16 protein-coding genes, 2 tRNA genes, 1 pseudogene and 1 other annotated feature are annotated in these 17,844 nt (G+C 55.8%); of the genes and pseudogenes, 12 read left to right on the top strand and 7 right to left on the bottom strand.

The window, feature by feature from the left end; translation table 11 throughout:
- Positions 1–226 precede the first annotated feature (226 nt).
- From E5201_RS06985 to E5201_RS07000, 4 genes are read left to right on the top strand one after another with little or no spacing between them, the layout of a single operon-like run.
- Positions 227–775: a hypothetical protein gene (locus tag E5201_RS06985; RefSeq protein ID WP_140985353.1), complete on the top strand. Its 549-nt coding sequence runs from the start codon at positions 227–229 to the stop codon at positions 773–775.
- The gene (locus tag E5201_RS06990) at positions 739–2,019 is read left to right on the top strand and encodes an MFS transporter (protein WP_140985354.1); all 1,281 of its coding nucleotides are present in this window, start codon (positions 739–741) and stop codon (positions 2,017–2,019) included. Before E5201_RS06985 ends, E5201_RS06990 begins: the two co-directional genes overlap by 37 nt.
- A gap of 7 nt (positions 2,020–2,026) precedes the next feature.
- Positions 2,027–2,488, top strand: coding sequence for a hypothetical protein (locus tag E5201_RS06995; RefSeq protein WP_246050452.1), 462 nt, complete (start codon positions 2,027–2,029; stop codon positions 2,486–2,488).
- 12 nt (positions 2,489–2,500) lie between these two features.
- Positions 2,501–3,334 carry an NAD(P)H-hydrate dehydratase gene (locus E5201_RS07000; protein ID WP_140985356.1) on the top strand — a complete coding sequence of 278 codons (834 nt, stop codon included), beginning with the start codon at positions 2,501–2,503 and terminating at the stop codon, positions 3,332–3,334.
- Here E5201_RS07000 and msrA read toward each other — a convergent pair.
- Complete coding sequence (msrA, locus tag E5201_RS07005; protein ID WP_140985357.1) at positions 3,331–3,969, bottom strand: peptide-methionine (S)-S-oxide reductase MsrA; 639 nt, start codon at positions 3,967–3,969, stop codon at positions 3,331–3,333. The genes E5201_RS07000 and msrA overlap by 4 nt on opposite strands.
- A gap of 156 nt (positions 3,970–4,125) precedes the next feature.
- Here msrA and E5201_RS07010 point away from each other — a divergent pair.
- Together E5201_RS07010 and E5201_RS14910 are read left to right on the top strand one after the other, a co-directional pair.
- Positions 4,126–4,215 (top strand) — tRNA-Ser (locus tag E5201_RS07010).
- A 129-nt stretch (positions 4,216–4,344) separates the two neighbouring features.
- The gene (locus E5201_RS14910; protein WP_219993569.1) at positions 4,345–4,605 is read left to right on the top strand and encodes a hypothetical protein; all 261 of its coding nucleotides are present in this window, start codon (positions 4,345–4,347) and stop codon (positions 4,603–4,605) included.
- A gap of 174 nt (positions 4,606–4,779) precedes the next feature.
- On the opposite strand, the pseudogene E5201_RS15120 reads toward E5201_RS14910, so the two are convergent.
- Together E5201_RS15120 and E5201_RS07020 are read right to left on the bottom strand one after the other, a co-directional pair.
- A pseudogene (locus tag E5201_RS15120) lies at positions 4,780–5,808 on the bottom strand (recombinase family protein); the annotation flags it as partial.
- A gap of 42 nt (positions 5,809–5,850) precedes the next feature.
- Positions 5,851–6,030, bottom strand: a complete 180-nt coding sequence (locus E5201_RS07020; RefSeq protein ID WP_246050458.1) for a type II toxin-antitoxin system HicB family antitoxin — start codon at positions 6,028–6,030, stop codon at positions 5,851–5,853.
- A gap of 27 nt (positions 6,031–6,057) precedes the next feature.
- On the opposite strand from E5201_RS07020, the gene E5201_RS07025 reads away from it, so the two are divergent.
- The 6 genes from E5201_RS07025 to E5201_RS07045 all read left to right on the top strand — a co-directional run bounded on the left by E5201_RS07025 (position 6,058) and on the right by E5201_RS07045 (position 13,251).
- The gene (locus E5201_RS07025) at positions 6,058–6,291 is read left to right on the top strand and encodes a restriction endonuclease subunit S (protein ID WP_342774719.1); all 234 of its coding nucleotides are present in this window, start codon (positions 6,058–6,060) and stop codon (positions 6,289–6,291) included.
- Positions 6,288–6,932, top strand: a complete 645-nt coding sequence (locus E5201_RS14925) for a type I restriction endonuclease (RefSeq protein ID WP_219993572.1) — start codon at positions 6,288–6,290, stop codon at positions 6,930–6,932. The genes E5201_RS07025 and E5201_RS14925 overlap by 4 nt, the downstream gene beginning before the upstream one ends.
- A complete protein-coding gene (locus E5201_RS07030; protein ID WP_219993573.1) occupies positions 6,905–9,310 on the top strand; it encodes a type I restriction endonuclease subunit R in 2,406 nt (801 codons plus the stop codon). Before E5201_RS14925 ends, E5201_RS07030 begins: the two co-directional genes overlap by 28 nt.
- A complete protein-coding gene (locus E5201_RS07035) occupies positions 9,307–10,278 on the top strand; it encodes a restriction endonuclease (RefSeq protein WP_219993575.1) in 972 nt (323 codons plus the stop codon). The genes E5201_RS07030 and E5201_RS07035 overlap by 4 nt, the downstream gene beginning before the upstream one ends.
- A gap of 535 nt (positions 10,279–10,813) precedes the next feature.
- Complete coding sequence (locus tag E5201_RS07040; RefSeq protein ID WP_140985359.1) at positions 10,814–11,431, top strand: hypothetical protein; 618 nt, start codon at positions 10,814–10,816, stop codon at positions 11,429–11,431.
- 210 nt (positions 11,432–11,641) lie between these two features.
- Positions 11,642–11,697, top strand: a sequence feature (sul1 is cis-regulatory element that is thought to sense ions involved in sulfur or methionine metabolism; They are found in Alphaproteobacteria).
- 69 nt (positions 11,698–11,766) lie between these two features.
- Positions 11,767–13,251: a SulP family inorganic anion transporter gene (locus E5201_RS07045; RefSeq protein ID WP_140985360.1), complete on the top strand. Its 1,485-nt coding sequence runs from the start codon at positions 11,767–11,769 to the stop codon at positions 13,249–13,251.
- 99 nt (positions 13,252–13,350) lie between these two features.
- On the opposite strand, the gene E5201_RS07050 is transcribed toward E5201_RS07045, so the two are convergent.
- The 4 genes from E5201_RS07050 to E5201_RS07065 form a co-directional block, all read right to left on the bottom strand.
- A tRNA-Val gene (locus tag E5201_RS07050) sits at positions 13,351–13,426 on the bottom strand.
- Between the two features lie 148 nt (positions 13,427–13,574).
- Positions 13,575–13,853, bottom strand: coding sequence for an HU family DNA-binding protein (locus E5201_RS07055; protein WP_140985361.1), 279 nt, complete (start codon positions 13,851–13,853; stop codon positions 13,575–13,577).
- A 272-nt stretch (positions 13,854–14,125) separates the two neighbouring features.
- Complete coding sequence (gene lon / locus E5201_RS07060) at positions 14,126–16,513, bottom strand: endopeptidase La (protein ID WP_140985362.1); 2,388 nt, start codon at positions 16,511–16,513, stop codon at positions 14,126–14,128.
- 218 nt (positions 16,514–16,731) lie between these two features.
- A complete protein-coding gene (locus E5201_RS07065) occupies positions 16,732–17,835 on the bottom strand; it encodes a PA0069 family radical SAM protein (RefSeq protein ID WP_140985363.1) in 1,104 nt (367 codons plus the stop codon).
- Positions 17,836–17,844 lie beyond the last annotated feature (9 nt).

Consider the following 17,844-nt stretch of genomic DNA (forward strand, 5'->3'; position numbering starts at 1 on the left):
CAAAAAACGTATATGTTACCGTGCGCTTAGATCTTTAAGGCAAAATCATACCTCCCCAATTCATTGGGGAGGGGGACCGCGCCGGTTTGCCGGCGGGGTGGTGGGGCATCTTACTGTCTCACCCTTCATGGGGTGGGGGCAAAACCGGCCTGCCGTGGGTGGCTCTTTTTTCGCATTTTCCCACCCGTTTTACCCCCGTTTTCGCATTTCACCCTATGATAATCCCATGGCTACAAATCCCACACAGGAACAGATGACTCCCGAAGACCGCAGAGCGCGCCTGTGCGCCTTTGCCGACCGGATGCTCATCTGTGCCGAGAACATGGCCCCTCCCGAAGACATGCTTGAGCTTGAACGCGCCGTGCGCGTCGCGACCCTCATTGAACGCATCTATGCGCGTGTTCACCTTACCGAAGTCAGGGCACCCGCTCTCGCCGGTGAGCACCTGATGAACCGCCTTAAGCTTCAGGAAGACAAACACTATGTGCGCACCGTGCTCAAAAGAACGCCTGAACTGAAACCCGTTCGGGCCTTAAGCTCTGCGGCAGCGGTCCCTGCAAAAGCCCCCACAGCGGGCGAAATCTTTAATGATGACGATTTGCTGGCCCTGCATGCTCTACTGATGCCATTTGCGCCTCAGGCAACGCCGTTACGTGCCCCCTCTTTTCAGACTCCTGAAAATCCGCTACGGCAGAGAGATAAGCCCGAAAAACGGGTGCTCTCAGGATTGCCGCCTTCATGTCAACCGCAGCCGCCCCCGCCTCGAAGCCCGTAAATTCACCGGCTCAGGTGCTCCTCGCCAGCCTTATCGGCACGACTATCGAATTTTTCGATTTTTACGTTTATGCCACGGCGGCGGTGCTGGTTTTCCCCGCACTCTTTTTCCCCGACAGCGACCCGACCTCGGCGCTGCTGCAATCCTTTGCCACCTTCTCGATTGCCTTCTTCGCGAGGCCCATCGGGGCCATAGTCTTCGGCCACTTTGGTGACCGTATCGGCCGTAAGACCACCCTGGTCGCGGCCCTTCTGACCATGGGTATTTCGACCGTTATCATCGGTTGCCTGCCCTCTTATCACCAGATCGGCATTCTGGCCCCGCTGCTGCTGGCCGTCTGCCGCTTCGGTCAGGGCTTCGGCCTTGGCGGCGAATGGGGCGGAGCCGTACTGCTGGCCACCGAAAACGCCCCTCCGGGCAAACGGTCATGGTACGGTATGTTCCCCCAGCTTGGGGCCCCGATCGGCCTCCTGCTGTCGTCCGGTGCCTTCTGGATCCTGCTGCACTTCATGTCTCAGGACGACCTTTTGAGCTGGGGCTGGCGTGTACCATTCATCGCCTCGATTGTCCTTATCGCCATCGGCCTCTGGGTGCGTTTGTCGATCACGGAAACCCCTGAGTTTCAAAAGGCTATCGACAAGGAAGAACGCGTAAAAGTCCCTCTGAAACACATCTTTGCCCGCCATAAACGCAGCCTTTTTCTCGGCACTTTCGTCGCTCTGGTCACCTTCGTTCTGTTCTATATCGGCAGTGCTTACCTGCTGTCCTATAACGTCAAAATCAGGGAAATGAACTTCATCAGTGCCTTGGAAATACAGATATTCGGCTCTATTGCCTTTGGTATTTTCATTCCGCTTTCGGCTCTTCTGGCGCAAAAATTCGGCCGTCGGGAAATCCTGATCGTTACAACGGTTCTGATCGGCGCCTTCTCCTTCATCCTGCCTTCCCTGATGGGCGGCAGCGACCTGAACGTCTTTATTTTCTCCATGTCTGCCATGGCTCTGATGGGAATGACTTACGCCCTGATCGGAACGGCACTTGCCGCCCCCTTCCCCGCCAATGTGCGCTACACAGGGGCCTCGCTGACCTTCAATTTCGCAGGTATTGTCGGTGCGTCTCTGGCCCCTTATGCCGCCACCTGGCTCCAGAGCAACTTCGGTCTGGCCTATGTCGGTTATTATCTGTTGCTGGCTTCTGTCATCACGCTGATATGTATCTTCGCTTCAGGCAAGGACGAGGTCTGATCTGATTTTGCGCCGGTTAAGCGATACAGAACGTAACGCCCTGCCGCAGGCCCTTATCCACGCCCTGCCCGTCGATCATATCCGACTGATTGATGCACCACATATCCTCTGCCGACTGGCCAGACTTATAAATAAAGACCCGCTGATCGTCGCCAGAGGCCGACAAATTTTCTGGCCGCGTCTGCCGGATGATCTGTCAAAACGACCGGAGCAACTGGCGCTTCTGGCCCATGAACTGACCCATGTCTGGCAATATGAAACCGGCATGACCCTTTGGAAATATCTGTGGCGTGAACGCGGTCGCTACCGCTACAGTCTTGTTGCCGATAAACCGTTTCGGGCCTATGGTTATGAACAGCAGGCCGCTATGGTCGAAGATATGGTGAGGCTGGGCCACGGCCTGCCGCCCCGATGGGCCGAAACGCCCGTCACACTATCGAAACTGACACTTGTCATACGGTTTTCCTGAGGAAAGATACCCATGACCGCCCTTCCCGTCGCCGGAGACAATTCGCCCGATTACTGGGCTGAGCACTTTCCCTCCCCCGACCTGAAAGGTAACAAATACGACCGGGGTTACAGCATTATTCTCGGTGGCCCTCTGGCCTCCACAGGTGCCGCGCGATTATCGGCACGCGCCGCCCTGAGGATCGGTTCCGGTCTCGTCAGCATAGCCTGCGATCCGTCTGCACTGATCGTTTATGCCACCGCACTTGAAGCCGTAATGACCAAGCCCATAAGGGATGTCGCCGAATTTTCCGGCCTGATCTCTGACCGGCGTGTGACCGCCGTCATGCTTGGCCCCGCCGCTGGCATCAATGAACGCACACGCGATCTCGTTATAACCACCCTTAAGGCGCAAAAGCCCGCTGTTCTTGATGCCGACGCCCTGACCGTTTTCAAGGACGATCCGAAAACCCTGTTTGAAGCAATAAATTCTCCGGTCGTCCTGACACCGCATGATGGGGAATTTGAACGCCTTTTTGGCCAGATCAAAGACCGTAAACGCGCCGTTTGCGACGCCGCCGCCGTCAGCGGCGCCATCGTCCTCCTCAAAGGCCCCGAGACCCTGATTGCCCATCCTGACGGTCGTCTTGTGGCCAACCGACACGCCCCGTCATGGCTGGCGACTGCCGGTTCCGGCGATGTGCTGGCCGGACTTATCACCGGCCTGATGGCACAAGGGATGAAAGCTTTTGATGCCGCCTGCGCTGCCGTCTGGTTCCACAGTGAGGCCGCGCGCCGCTTTGGCCCCGGCCTGATCGCCGAAGACCTGAGCGAACAGATACCGGCTATACTCAAAGATCGCCTTTAAGCGACACAAGCAACGCCGGTGCCTTTAAGCCCGCAATAGCCATCAGGATTTTTCTCCAGATAGCCCTGATGATAACCCTCGGCATAATAGAACGGGAAACCGGCGTCGGGCGCATTTATTTCAGTGGTGATCGCCCCAAGCCCCTTGGCGGTAAGGGCTGCCTGATACTTATCCCTTGAAGCCAGTGCCGTCTTATATTGTGCCTCTGTGGTAGCGAATATAGCCGACCGGTATTGCGTACCGACATCATTTCCCTGTCGATTGCCCTGAGTCGGATTGTGTTCCTCCCAGAACAGCTTAAGGAGCGCCTCGAACGAAAAGACCGCCGGATCATAGACCACCAGAACCCCTTCGGTATGTCCGGTCAGGCCGCTGCATACTTCACGATAGGCCGGATTAGGCGTGTAGCCACCGATATAACCGACCGCCGTTGTATAAACGCCTGCCTGCCGCCAGAATAACCGCTCTGCCCCCCAGAAACAGCCCAGCGCCACGACGACACTTTCCAGATGTTCCGGAAATGGCCCTTTTAGCGGGGTTTCAAGAACCACATGCTGGGTTTCGGTAGGTACGGCCTCCGGACGTCCGGCCAGAGCCTGATCAGCGGTAATGAGCACAGGCGTTTTACCAAACATAAGAGTCTCCTTTTGACACTTATCCTCAATATAAGCGCAGCTGCTGACCATACGAGTCAAAAAGATGCGTTTTTTCGTGATTTCAGGTCTTGCGCATTCTCAGAGGACAGCTATAACCGCCGCCTTCCCAAGGCATTGCCTTTGGTGACCAAATGCGGACAGGTGGCGGAGTGGTCGATCGCGCACGCTTGGAAAGCGTGTGTACGTGCAAGCGTACCGAGGGTTCGAATCCCTCTCTGTCCGCCACTTCAGTCCCTGAGTGGGCACTGAGTTTACGCCACTTCCCGCCACAAGCGTCTGTAGCAGCCGGGACTTCGATCCCATGATGCGCACCTCGCCCTCAGCAACCTCGACGCGCTGCGCTAGCGCGCGAAGGTGGTCGCGGCGATAGCCGCCGCCTTCCAGCCGGATACGCTGGCGGGCGGTCGTGGCGAACTTGCGCAGCATCTGCGGCGTGACCGCCTTCTGCCCCGAGTTCTGGAGCATGGCCTGCGCCCGCTCTGCATCGGCCTTGGCATGATCGCGGATGGCCTTGAGGCCGTCGATACGATCTTTCAGCGCCGGGTCGTCCAGATCGGCCACGCCCGCCTCGATAGCGTCATAGAGCCGCTTGAGACGCAATTCCGATTCGGCTGAGCGCTTGTTCAACTCGGCGATATGCTCGCGGCGGCGCTCGGCGTGTTCTTCCCTGCGGTCGAGTGCTGCGGCAAGAACGGTTTCCAGCCGCCCGGGGTGTAGAAGCTGCTTTTCAAGGTGATTGACGACCAGATCGTCCAGCTTCTCCATCGGCACGGCCATGCCCTCGCAGGCGGTCGACCCCTGCCGCGCCTTCATGGAGCAAGCATAATAGCGATAGAGCCCGCCCTTGCCGGTGCGAATGGTCATGGCACCGCCGCACTTGGCGCAATGGATCAGCCCCGTCAGCATGGTCGGGCCGCTGATGACGCGGGCGGGCATGACCTTGGGATTGCGGGCCTTGAGCAGCTTCTGAACCGCGTCGAAGGTCTCGCGGTCGATGATCGGCGGCACGGGAACGGTGACAATCTCGCTGACCGGCTTCAATTCCTTGGTCTTGCTGCGTTTGTTGAACTCATGCTCGCCCATATAGGTGCGGCGTGTCAGGATGCGGTGAACCTGACCAATGCCCCAGCGTCCGCCGTCGCGGGTGAAGATGCGGCGGTTGTTGAGATAGGAGACGATGTTCTTGACGCCCATCTGGCCGGTGGTGCCGTCGCCTTCTAGCGCAAGGCGATAGATCAGCCGCACCGTGTCGGCGTGCAGCGGGTCGATTTCGAGCTTCTTCTTGGTCTTGGCTCCGCGCTGCTCGGCGGCGACGGTGCGATAGCCGATAGGGGGAAGCGAGCCGTTGCCTTGCCGCGCATTCTCTTTCAAAGCTCGCATGACGTGCTTGGCGTTTTCCTTGGACTGGTATTCATCGAACAGCGCCATGATCTGCCGCATCATGACGTGCATCGGGTCGCCCCCCATCTCCTGCGTGATCGAAACCAGCTTCACGCCGTTCTTCGCCAGCTTGCGGACATAGAACTCAAGCTCGAAGTGATCGCGGAAGAAGCGGCTGAACGAATGGACCACGACAACATCGAACGGCGCGGGTTTGGATGTGCCCGCCTCGATCATGCGCTGGAACTCGGGACGGCGGTCATTGGTCGCGGATGCGCCGGGCTCGATGAAGGTTTCGACCAGTTGCAGGCCGCGTGACTCGCAATAGGCTTCGCCCTGCCGCTTCTGGTCGGGGATCGACACGTCATGCTCGGCCTGCCGCGCCGTTGAGACGCGCAGGTAAAGGGCGGCGCGTAGCGACACGGTGGAAGCGGTCATGGCGATGTCTCCTTTCAAACCCGGTCGTATCGAACGAGGCCGCTATTCAGCGGCCTCCCTGATCGTCCCGACAATCCATTCATTCAGGCTCTTGCCCGATGCTGCTGCGGCAATGACTGCTGCGGCGTGGTCGTCAGGGGTTAGGCGGACATTGAACTTGCCGGAGAACTTCCGGCGCGGCTCGATGCCCTTCTCCCGGCACATTTCGAGATAGACGGCCAACGACTTGCGGCCTTCCTCGATCAGATCGTGGACTACGTCAGTAGCGGTATGGGTAACCCGAAACTGATGAGCAACGTCATGTCGCAGATCAAGGTTCCCATCCCGCCGCTCGAAGAACAGGAGCGCATCGTCTCCATACTCGACAAGTTCGACGCACTGGTGAACGATCTTTCCAGCGGCCTGCCTGCCGAGATCAGGGCGCGCCGCCAGCAATATGAGCATTATCGCGACCGCCTGCTGACCTTCCGCGAGGCGGCATGAAGGAAGCGCCGTCACCCTCCCGTTATGACGTCATCGCGCTGTCGGCCGAAAGCACAGTTGTTTCGGAGTATCTGCCCGATCCTTCCTCGCCCCACGAAAGCGGCTATCAATCGGAAAACGAGCTGGAAAGGGCCTTCATCCGGCAATTGCAGGCTCAGGCCTATGAATACTTGCCAGTCACGTCAGAGGCTGGACTGGTCGCCAATCTGCGCCGCCAACTGGAAAAGCTGAACAAGGTCACGCTGTCGGATGCGGAATGGGAGCGGTTTTTTTCCACCTGTATCGCCAGCACCAATGACGGCATCATCGAGAAAACCGCGCGCATTCAGGAAGCCCATGTGCAGGTGTTGAAGCGCGATGATGGCACCTCAAAGAACATCTACCTGATCGACAAGGCCAACATCCACAACAACAGCGTTCAGGTCCTCAACCAGTATGAAATAGAGGGCGCACGGGCCAATCGGTATGATGTTACGGTGCTGGTGAACGGCCTGCCGATGGTGCACATCGAATTGAAGCGCCGGGGCGTTGATATTCGTGAGGCTTTCAACCAGATCAATCGCTACAGCCGAGACAGCTTCTGGTCTGGGTCTGGCTGTTCGAATATGTCCAATTGTTCGTCATCAGCAATGGTACGCTGACCAAATATTACAGCAACACCGTGCGTGACGGGCATCTGGCGGAGCAACGCGGCAAAAGAAGCCGCCAGAGAAACTCCAACAGCTTTGCTTTCACCAGCTGGTGGGCCGATGCGAAGAACCAGCCCATTACCGATCTGGTCGGCTTCACCAAAACCTTCTTTGCCAAGCATACGCTGCTGAACATCCTGACGCGCTACTGCGTGTTCGATGTGGACCGGAAATTGCTGGTAATGCGTCCCTACCAGATCGTGGCCGCAGAGGGGATATTGCTCCGCATCGGCACAGCCCCCAATCACCGGCAACTGGGCACTTTGGCGGCAGGCGGCTATGTCTGGCATACGACAGGCAGCGGCAAGACCCTGACCAGCTTCAAGGCCGCGCAACTGGCACGCGCGCTACCCGCAATCGATAAGGTGCTGTTCGTCGTGGATCGCAAGGATCTCGACTATCAGACCATGCGGGAATACGAACGATTCGAGAAGGGCGCGGCCAATTCAAACACCTCGACCGCCGTGCTGCAACGACAGTTGGAAGACCCCAACGCCCGCATCATCATCACGACGATCCAGAAGCTCAGCCGCTTCGTTGCCCGAAACAAAAAGCACCCCGTCTACGATGCGCATGTCGTGGTCATTTTTGATGAATGCCACCGCAGCCAGTTCGGCGACATGCACACGGAGATCACCCGATCCTTCAAGCGCTATCACTTGTTCGGCTTCACCGGCACGCCGATCTTTGCCGAAAACTCCGGTACAGGCGGTAATCCGCGCCTGCGAACGACGCAACAGGCATTCGGTGACAAGCTGCATACCTATACCATCGTCGATGCCATCAACGACAGGAATGTGCTGCCGTTCCGCATCGACTACATCAATACCATCAAGACTGCGCCGAACGTGCGCGACAAGCAGGTATCGGCCATCGATACTGAGCGGGCGCTGCTTGCGCCTGAGCGTATCACCCAGGTCACCAATTATATCCGCGAGCATTTCGACCAGAAGACGAAACGCAGCGCCAGCTACCGGCACGGCGGAAAACGCCTGAGCGGCTTTAATTCCATCTTTGCCACAGCGTCCATCGACGCGGCCAAACGCTATTACACGGAATTCTCTAACCAGCAGAAAGAAATGCCTCTCGCTCAGCGGCTGAAGATCGGCCTGATCTACAGCTTCGCTGCCAACGAGGACGAGGCGGACGGTCTGTTGAGCGAGGAAGAGTTCGAGACTGAAGGACTGGATCAGGGGTCACGCGATTTTCTCGACGCCGCCATCCGCGACTATAACGCCCAGTTCGGCACCAGCTACGATACCTCCGCCGACAATTTCCAGAACTACTACAAGGATTTGTCGCAGCGGTTGAAGAACCGCGAGCTTGATCTCGTGATCGTGGTCAACATGTTCCTGACCGGCTTTGATGCCACCACGCTTAACACGCTCTGGGTGGATAAGAACCTGCGCGCGCACGGGTTGATCCAAGCCTATTCGCGCACCAACCGCATTCTTAATTCAGTTAAGACCTACGGCAACATTGTCTCCTTCCGCGATATGGAGCAGGCGACCAATGATGCGCTGGCGCTGTTCGGCAACAAGGACGCCAAGGGCATCGTTCTGCTCAAACCCTATGCCGATTACTACGCAGAATATGAAAAGAAGATCGCCGAACTGGTGAGGCTGTTCCCCTTAGGAGCCCCAATCGTCGGCGAGACTGCGCAGAAGTCGTTCATCAAGCTGTTCGGATCGATCCTGCGGCTGAAGAATATTCTGACGGCATTCGACGATTTTGCTGGCAACGAAATTCTCAGCGAACGCGACTTCCAAGACTATCAAAGCCTCTATCTGAATCTGCACGCTCAGTTTCGCAGCGTGTCGGACGCCGAGAAGGAAACAATCAACGACGATGTGGTGTTTGAGATCGAGCTGATCAAACAGGTCGAAATCAACGTCGATTACATCTTGATGCTCGTCGAGCGGTACATTGGAGCCAAAGGGACAGGCGAGGATAAGCAAATCCGCGCAACTATCGAGCGCGCAATCAACTCCAGTCCGTCCCTGCGCAACAAGAGAGACCTCATCGAGCAATTCGTCGATTCCGTCTCCGCAAAGGCAAAGGTCGATGCACAATGGCAGGCCTTTATGGCAGCGAAGAAGGTCGAGGAACTGGATCGCATAATCGCAGATGAAAATCTCAATGCAGAAGCCACCCGCAGCTTCATCGACAAGGCCTTCCGCGATGGCAGCGTTCCCACCACTGGCACTACAATCACCAAAATCCTGCCGCCCGTGTCGAGATTTTCAAAGAGCAACGGCCATGCCACCAAGAAGCAGACGGTACTCGACAAACTGGCCGCCTTCTTCGAACGATATTTTGGGCTGACATGAACGAGACAACGGAAACCACAGCGCCTGCCGATCAGGTTCCTGACTATCAGAGTCTGATGCTGCCAGTATTGCGCGCAGCTGAAGAAGGCGAGATTCGGATCGGCGATCTCATCGTGAAACTGGCGAGTATCCTTGGCTTGAGCGAAGCCGCACGGACCGTGCTGCTCGCTTCGGGACGGCAAACCGTTTTCGCCAACCGAGTGCATTGGGCAAAGACCTATCTTGCGAAGGCAGGGCTTGTTGAAGCTACGCGGCGCGGTCACTTCCGTATCACCGCACGCGGCGAAGAGGTGCTGGCGACGGCACCTGATCGGATTGATAATCGCTTTCTCGCCCGCTTTGATGAGTTTCGTGCCTTCACCGACCGGGGGATATCCCCTGTCACGGAGGCACCTGATCGGGTCGAGATAGTTGCTGATGCGACAGAAGCGACGCCTGACGAAATCATGCGCGCCGCTCATCGTCGGATCGAGGCTGCGCTGGCCGAAGATTTGCTCGACCGCGTGCGCGCTGCGCCACCGGATTTTTTCGAGCGGCTGATCGTCAATCTGCTGCTTGCCATGGGCTATGGTGGCTCAGCCGTCGAGGCTGGGCGCGCCCTTGGTCGAAGCGGCGACGATGGTGTCGATGGCGTAATCGATCAGGACGAGTTGGGGCTTGATCGTGTTTACATTCAGGCCAAGCGTTATGCGGCGGGCAACAGCGTAAGCTCAGGTGCGATACGCGACTTCTTTGGCAGTCTTGATCGACACAAAGCTGCCAAAGGGCTGTTCGTCACTACATCCTCCTTCACCGCTAGCGCCCGGGACACAGCCGAATATCTGAGCAAACGCATCGTGTTGATCGATGGAGGGCAACTGACCCGATTAATGATCCGACACAACGTAGGCTGCCGGATCGAGGAAATTTACACGTCAAGAAGGTCGACGAGGACTTCTTCGAATAGGGGAAAAATGTTGCGGGTTTGATCGTAGAAATGGGGGAGGCATGGTTATCAGAAAAGTGAACGAAGGCCTCGGGTTTGTTAGACTTATTTTAGTCTGGTCCAGCCTGAGCCCAGTTTTCCTGCTCTGGTCAATCCGGGGCGTCGATGCTGTTGACGACACCATTTGGGTGCCGGTGTGCTTATTCCTGTTCGTCTTGCCTACGGCGATTCTATATTTTATTTTCCATCGCGCTCGGACAAGTGAAAACGTCAAGACAATAGATGTGGTGAGCTCTCGCGACCAGAGACTATATGAATCTTATATTCGCAATTTGGGGGTACAAGATTTATACGGTTGAAGCAAAAATCGGTACCAAGGAGCGAGACAGGGAGAGGCCTCGGCTAGTGACCTTTGCTGTTATATCACGGCGGCATTACCTGCCCGAAGGGGAGGCACTGACAGGCTATAGGTTGGGTGGAAACGTTCTGGTGGATAAAGACGATGATTGATCAGGAGTTCAATTTTTCAAAACATAGCGTCGGTGAATTTTGGTGTGGCCCTCAGAAGCAGCGGGGATATGCATTTCATACCAACCGATGGTGCTACCAAGGAAGCGTTGAAGGGGACCCTGAGGACAACACGGGCTATTTTTTACGGGCTACCTACGGATTGGGAGTTGCATGATATATCGGAAGACTATGGGGATCGAAGGAGAGTTTATGCGCCGCGCACCAGTGAGTTTATGAGTGAGCTGTCGGCGGTTTATGATGCGGGGGCACTTAGCGATCTCACCAACATTCACGACCATGCAGGCGACGTAGATTTTTATTTTTCTGAGTTCAGGGACGATCAGAATCGGCGTGTGGTCGGAATTCGAAAAGCTACCAAACTCAAGGGTACGCTAAATGCCCGGAATAGGTTAATGCGGCTCATCGATGATACTCTTGTGCTAATTCAAGAAGATGTATTGCACTTGGATAGGGAATTCGATGTCATCGTCACAGATGCGAATGTCTTTATTCTGAATCCTCGCCAAGCCGAACAGGTGGCGAGGATGTGGAGCATGTTGCTGCGACAGCCACCGTTCCAGTTTGGAGATGTCACTTTTAAAATGGTCAGGCCTGCATTCCAAGGTTCCGGTTCATCTTCCTTTGGCGCGATCGGAACCTGTAGTCGAATGAAGTCTGCACGTTGAATAGGAAAAAGTGGAGTTTCGCTAAAACCAATACCCCGGGATGATCGTGCATTAGACGCTATTTTGGGCACATTCACTCCTATTGAAGTGGAGGAACAACCAGATATGTTCAATGATGAATAGTATCTCCTGAACTTTTAAATCATGGCTCATAAACATATCAACTACTTGCCTGATTGACCTGCCTATGGCAGAGGCATCGGCATTCGCTCTGGACCCGGTGAAATTCCGGGTGGCTCTTCCGGCCGCCGATCCGCCGGACACTCAGATAAACGCATCATCCGTAAACCGGCTCGCGCTCCGTGGCCCGATGATGTCCTTTATTGCGTGATATAATGATCTCCTCAGAAACAATTCGCCGTAACTGGTTTTCCAATATCCGTGCTGATCTGCTGGCCGGTATCGTCGTGGCTCTGGCTCTCATCCCTGAGGCCATCGGCTTTTCCATTATCGCAGGCGTTGACCCGCGCGTCGGGCTTTATGCCTCGGTGGTTATTGCTATCGTTATATCCTTCACCGGCGGGCGTCCGGCAATGATTTCGGCAGCAACGGCGGCCACGGCTGTGCTGTTTGGGGCGCTTGTGCGCGAGCATGGGCTTCAGTACCTGCTGGCCGCCACTATTCTGGCTGGCATCATACAGATTGCCGCTGGCTGGCTGCGTGTCGGATATGTCATGCGCTTTGTGTCCCGTTCGGTCATGACCGGCTTCGTCAATGCGCTGGCCATCCTGATCTTCATGGCGCAATTACCTGAGTTGATCGGCGTGACATGGGAAACCTATGTGCTGATCGCCGCCGGATTGGCAATCATCTATCTGTTCCCACGCCTGACCAAAGCCGTGCCCTCGCCTCTGGTTTGCATCATTGTTCTGACCGGCCTCACCCTGGCGTTCGGCATCGACATCCGTACCGTCAGTGATCTTGGGGAATTGCCGAATGCACTGCCTGTGCTGCTGTTCCCTGACATCCCGCTTAATCTGGAAACGCTCCGGATCATTCTGCCGACCTCAATTGCTGTCGCCGCTGTCGGGCTTCTGGAAAGCCTGCTGACCGCCTCTATTGTCGATCAGATGACCGATACCGGCAGCGATAAAAACCGTGAAAGCATCGGTCAGGGTATCGCCAACATCGCCAGCGGCTTCTTTGGCGGCATGGCCGGTTGTGCTATGATCGGCCAGTCTGTCATCAATGTTAAGTCTGGCGGGCGCACGCGGCTTTCGACCCTGACAGCGGGCGTGATGCTTCTGTTTTTATTGATGGTTCTGGGGGAAATGGTAGGCCTTATTCCCATGCCCGCGCTTGTAGCCATTATGATCATGGTCTCAGTCGGCACCTTTAGCTGGTCGTCACTGACCGACCTGAGGCATCATCCGCGACGCTCAAGCCTTGTTATGCTGGCGACGGTTCTGACGGTGATCGGGACGCATAATCTGGCGCTTGGGGTTGGGGTTGGCGTACTCTTGTCGGGCATATTCTTTGCCTGGAAAGTCGCGCAGATTCTCCGTGTCACCTCAACACTTTCGGATGATGAAAAAGAACGTCATTACCGGATCGAAGGCCAGATATTCTTCGCATCAGCCGAAGATTTCATCAATGGCTTCAATTTCACCGAGCCTCTTACCAAGGTGACGATCGATGTCAGTCAGGCCCATATATGGGATCTGTCCGGTGTCAATGCCATCGACAGGGCGGTACTTAAATTCCGTCAGGCAGGTGCCGAAGTCGAGGTAATAGGCCTGAATGACGCCAGCGCCACGATTATGGACAGGTTCGCTGAGCATAACCGGCCGGATGCGATCAGGAAGGTGCTGGGCCACTGAGGCGGCAAGCTCACGCCTCACTTGCCCCCCCCTGGTGGCGCGTCAGAGCATATCCCGTGGGCAATGTTGATAATATCTATTTTTGAAAATTAAATTGTATGGTGGGCGATGACGGGATCGAACCGCCGACCTACTCGGTGTAAACGAGCCGCTCTCCCAGCTGAGCTAATCGCCCCCATGACAGGGTCCCTTATTTAAAAGGGTCTGGAAAGTAGTTCCGAGGCGAGGAAATGCCAAGCCTCGGAATATAAGTCAAGCCTTTCTGACACGAAATCGTCAAAGGGCCTGTAAAACCTGTTAGCTAATGCAGCTAAGGCCCGAACTTAGCCGTTCAGAGCGTTTTTCAGGCCTTCACCAACGCGGAAGCGTGCGGTGACGCTGGCCGGACGGGCAACGGTTTCACCGGTGCGCGGATTACGGGCCGTGCCGGCTTCGCGCTTAACGGCCAGGAAGGTACCAAAACCCACCAGACGCACTTCTTCACCCTTTTTCAGGGCATCCACAACACTGTCGGTGAAGGCGTCAACGGCCTTCTTGGCTTGTTCTTTGGTCAGACCGGCCTGTTCGGCAATGGCTGCAACGAGTTCAGCTTTTGTCGTCATATTCTCTCTCCCAGCCCGTCGCAGCGGGCAATATGTTGGCAACGCCCCAAGGCGCTTCGAGCGATTCCGAGTCGCCGCACAGGGGAAACAGATACTGACAACAAAAAAACTGTCGCGTCAAAAGCCAAATCATACTTTTTGCACTGCAAACTCAGTTTTTTTAAGGGTTTATAAAAAAAAGAGCAAAATCCAGAGATCAAATCCCTGAATCTTGCCCTTCTGTATCAATCCGGCACACGGATTTTTTATAAATGAATTGGCATCCGTTGCGCTTAATGCGCGGTACGGCTGTCCTTTTCCTCAATAGCGGCCTGAGGCGGTATCACCGGCTCCACCCAGTCCACAGCTTCCAGTTCTTCGGTCAGGGCGTGCTTAAGCACCTCCTCGACATGTTTCACCGGAATGATCTCAAGGCCTGCCTTCACATTTTCCGGCAGATCGGTCAGATCCTTTTCATTCTCATGTGGGATCAGAACCGTTTTGATGCCGGAGCGCAGCGCCGCCAGCAGCTTTTCCTTTAAACCACCAATGGCCAGCACACGACCGCGCAGGGTGATCTCACCGGTCATGGCGATATCCTTGCGCACCGGAATACCGGTCAGCACCGATACCATGGCCGTCACCATAGCTACACCGGCAGACGGGCCATCCTTAGGCGTTGCCCCTTCCGGCACGTGGACGTGAACGTCCGTGCGTTCAAAGACCGGCGGCAGGATGCCGAATTTCGGTGCCAGCGCCCGCACATAGGAATTGGCTGCCGAAACGGACTCTTTCATGACCTCTTTAAGATTACCCGTGACCTTCATATTGCCCTTGCCGGGCATCTTGATGGCTTCGATGGTCAGAATATCGCCACCGAACTCTGTCCAGGCCAGACCGGTGACAATACCGACCTGATCGACCTCATCGGTTTCACCATAGTGATACTTCTTCACGCCGGCATATTTCGCCAGACGCGCGTCATCGATGGTGATCGACCTCACCTTTTCCTTAGCCAGATCACGAATGGTCTTCCGCGCCAGATTGCCCAATTCCCGCTCAAGCGAACGCACACCGGCTTCACGCGTATAGTAACGTATCAGATCGCGAATAGCCGCTTCCGGCACGATCCATTCCTGTTCGCTCAGGCCGTGATCCTTGGCCAGCACCGGCAGAATGTGGCGCTTGGCAATCTCGACCTTCTCGTCTTCGGTATAGCCCGAGATACGGATGATCTCCATACGGTCAAGCAGCGGCTGCGGCATATTCAGGCTGTTAGCCGTTGTGACAAACATGATCTTCGACAGGTCATAATCGACCTCAAGATAATGGTCGTTGAAGGTCGAATTCTGCGCCGGATCAAGCACCTCAAGCAGGGCCGAGGCCGGATCACCGCGCCAGTCGGCCCCCATCTTGTCAATTTCATCCAGCAGGAAGAAGGCATTGGTCGATTTGACCTTCTTCATATTCTGAATGATCTTGCCGGGCATCGAGCCGATATAGGTACGACGGTGACCACGGATTTCCGATTCGTCACGCACCCCGCCTAAGGAAATGCGCACGAATTCACGCGCCGTCGCCTTGGCAATCGACTTACCCAGCGAGGTCTTACCGACCCCCGGAGGCCCCACCAGACACAGGATCGGCCCCTTGAGCGTACCCATGCGCGCCTGTACCGCCAGATGCTCAAGGATACGCGCCTTGACCTTCTCAAGGCCATAGTGATCGGCATCAAGAATATCCTCGGCCTTATCCAGCTGGATCGGCTTCGGCTTGGTTACCCCCCAGGGAATAGCCAGCAACCAGTCGAGATAGTTGCGCACCACAGTCGATTCCGCCGACATCGGCGACATGTTCCGGAGCTTGTTTAGCTCTGACATGGCCTTGGCGCGGGCCTCTTTCGACAGCTTGGTCGCCTTGATCTTCTTTTCAAGCTCAAGGATTTCATCCTTGGTGTCGTCCTGCTCACCCAATTCGCGCTGAATGGCTTTCATCTGCTCATTCAGGTAATATTCGCGTTGGGTCTTTTCCATCTGACGCTTGACGCGTGAGCGGATTTTCTTCTCGACCTGAAGGACGGAAATCTCGCCTTCCATCAGGGCATAGATTTTCTCAAGCCGCTTGGAAACCGACAGTTCCTCAAGCAAGGCCTGCTTTTCAGCAATCTTGACCACCAGATGCGCGGCAATGGAGTCGGCGAGAATTTCGGCCTCAGACACCTCTGCCAGGGCCTGAAGCGCTTCAGGCGGGATTTTCTTGTTCAGCTTGATATAGTTGTCGAACTGCTCAGTGACGGCACGCACCAACGCTTCTTCGTCAGGCCCCGCCGTATGCGCGGCCTCAAGCTGAACAGCCTCAGCTTCGTAATATTCCTTACGCTCAGTGAAGCGTTGAACCTTGGCGCGCGTCTTGCCCTCAACGAGCACCTTTACAGTGCCATCCGGCAGTTTCAGAAGCTGCAAGACATTGGCCAGCACGCCGATATCATAGATGGCATCGCCCGCCGGATCGTCATCATCCGAGTTTTTCTGCGTCACCAGAAGAATTTGCTTATCGCCCTTCATGACCTCATCAAGGGCCTGAACCGACTTCTCACGCCCAACAAACAAAGGCACGACCATGTGCGGAAACACCACAATATCCCTTAAAGGCAATACGGGTATGGTCAGGACATCAAACATTCATACGCTCCAAAGGGCGGGTATCAAACGATCACCTTACGCCCATTTTTTTCAGGTTCCTACCTACCTTAGACGATTCCTCGGCTGAACCTGTAATGAATGTGGGATAAATTATTACAGTTTCAAGGCAGGCAGGGTCGCGCTCAAGCAGCGTAGCGGTAGCGCAACTCAAAAGTCCCTGCACCCAATTGCCCCGAGGTGTGTGGCAATGTCCATAATCAGAACAGGCGCATCTGCCGGTCACCTCCGCGGAATGCCATGATATTCAGATCACGGCTTAATCGCCCCAGACCATGCTTTTTGACCGCAAGGTGAAACCTCTGGTGAATCAGTTCCGCATAAACACCCTCGCCCGACATGCGGCTGCCAAAATTCGCGTCATTCAACTTACCATCACGGCACTGCCGGATCAGGTTCAGCACCTTATTACGCCGGTCTGGAAAATTATGCGTCAGCCATTCGTCGAACAGGATTTTCACCTCATACGGCAGACGAATGAGATTATAGCCCGCCCGCACCGCTCCGGCCTCAGCCGCTGACCTGACCAGCGCCTCGATCTCATGGCAGGTCAGCCCCGGAATGACCGGCCCGATCATCATACCTGTCGGAATACCGGCACGGCTCAAGGCGGCAATCGTATCAAACCGCCTTTGAGGGGTGGCCGCACGAGGTTCCATAATGCGCGCCAGATGCCGATCGAGCGTCGTAATCGACAGGGTTGCCGTGACTAACTTTTCAGCGGCCATCGGCCCCAGAATATCAATATCGCGCTGAATGAGCGCCGATTTGGTAATCAGATGCACAGGATGGCGAAATTCATACAGCACCTCCAACAACCGGCGCGTCAGACCTTCAGTGCGTTCCGTCGGCTGATAGGCGTCTGTGTTAATCCCCAGCATAAGCGGCGCCGGTTTGTAACGAGGATGGGCTAATTCCTTACGCAATAACGCCGGCGCATCCGGCTTGCAAAATATCCGCGTCTCGAAATCAATACCCGGCGACAGATCAAGGTAAGCATGGCTCGGTCGCGCGAAACAATAGATGCAGCCATGCTCGCACCCTTTGTAGGGATTGATTGAACGGTCAAACCCGATATCCGGTGAGTCGTTAAATGTGATGATCTTCCGCGCCGTATCCACACCGAGAACGGTCTTCAGTTTCGGTCGCTCTTCCGTTTCCCAGCCGTCGTCGGTGTCATAGCGATCCGGCGCATCAAATCGCCCGCTCAGGCGATTAGACACCGATCCCCTGCCCTTGCGCTTCTGATCTGGCAGGGCGTTCTCATCCGTAATCGGTTCGGTTCTGAGCGTCGGAATAACCATATCCCGACG

This window comes from Asticcacaulis tiandongensis, from assembly GCF_006475605.1.
GTDB lineage: Bacteria > Pseudomonadota > Alphaproteobacteria > Caulobacterales > Caulobacteraceae > Asticcacaulis > Asticcacaulis tiandongensis.

Excerpts from the sequence above, each read along its gene's own strand:
- E5201_RS07000 (WP_140985356.1), top strand. The coding sequence starts at position 2,501 with ATGACCGCCCTTCCCGTCGCCGGAGACAATTCGCCCGATTACTGGGCT.
- E5201_RS07045 (WP_140985360.1), top strand. The coding sequence starts at position 11,767 with ATGATCTCCTCAGAAACAATTCGCCGTAACTGGTTTTCCAATATCCGT.
- E5201_RS07035 (WP_219993575.1), top strand. The coding sequence starts at position 9,307 with ATGAACGAGACAACGGAAACCACAGCGCCTGCCGATCAGGTTCCTGAC.
- E5201_RS07055 (WP_140985361.1), bottom strand. The coding sequence starts at position 13,853 with ATGACGACAAAAGCTGAACTCGTTGCAGCCATTGCCGAACAGGCCGGT.
- lon (WP_140985362.1), bottom strand. The coding sequence starts at position 16,513 with ATGTTTGATGTCCTGACCATACCCGTATTGCCTTTAAGGGATATTGTG.
- E5201_RS07065 (WP_140985363.1), bottom strand. The coding sequence starts at position 17,835 with ATGGTTATTCCGACGCTCAGAACCGAACCGATTACGGATGAGAACGCC.
- msrA (WP_140985357.1), bottom strand. The coding sequence starts at position 3,969 with ATGTTTGGTAAAACGCCTGTGCTCATTACCGCTGATCAGGCTCTGGCC.
- E5201_RS07040 (WP_140985359.1), top strand. The coding sequence starts at position 10,814 with ATGCATTTCATACCAACCGATGGTGCTACCAAGGAAGCGTTGAAGGGG.
- E5201_RS06990 (WP_140985354.1), top strand. The coding sequence starts at position 739 with ATGTCAACCGCAGCCGCCCCCGCCTCGAAGCCCGTAAATTCACCGGCT.
- E5201_RS06985 (WP_140985353.1), top strand. The coding sequence starts at position 227 with ATGGCTACAAATCCCACACAGGAACAGATGACTCCCGAAGACCGCAGA.
- E5201_RS14925 (WP_219993572.1), top strand. The coding sequence starts at position 6,288 with ATGAAGGAAGCGCCGTCACCCTCCCGTTATGACGTCATCGCGCTGTCG.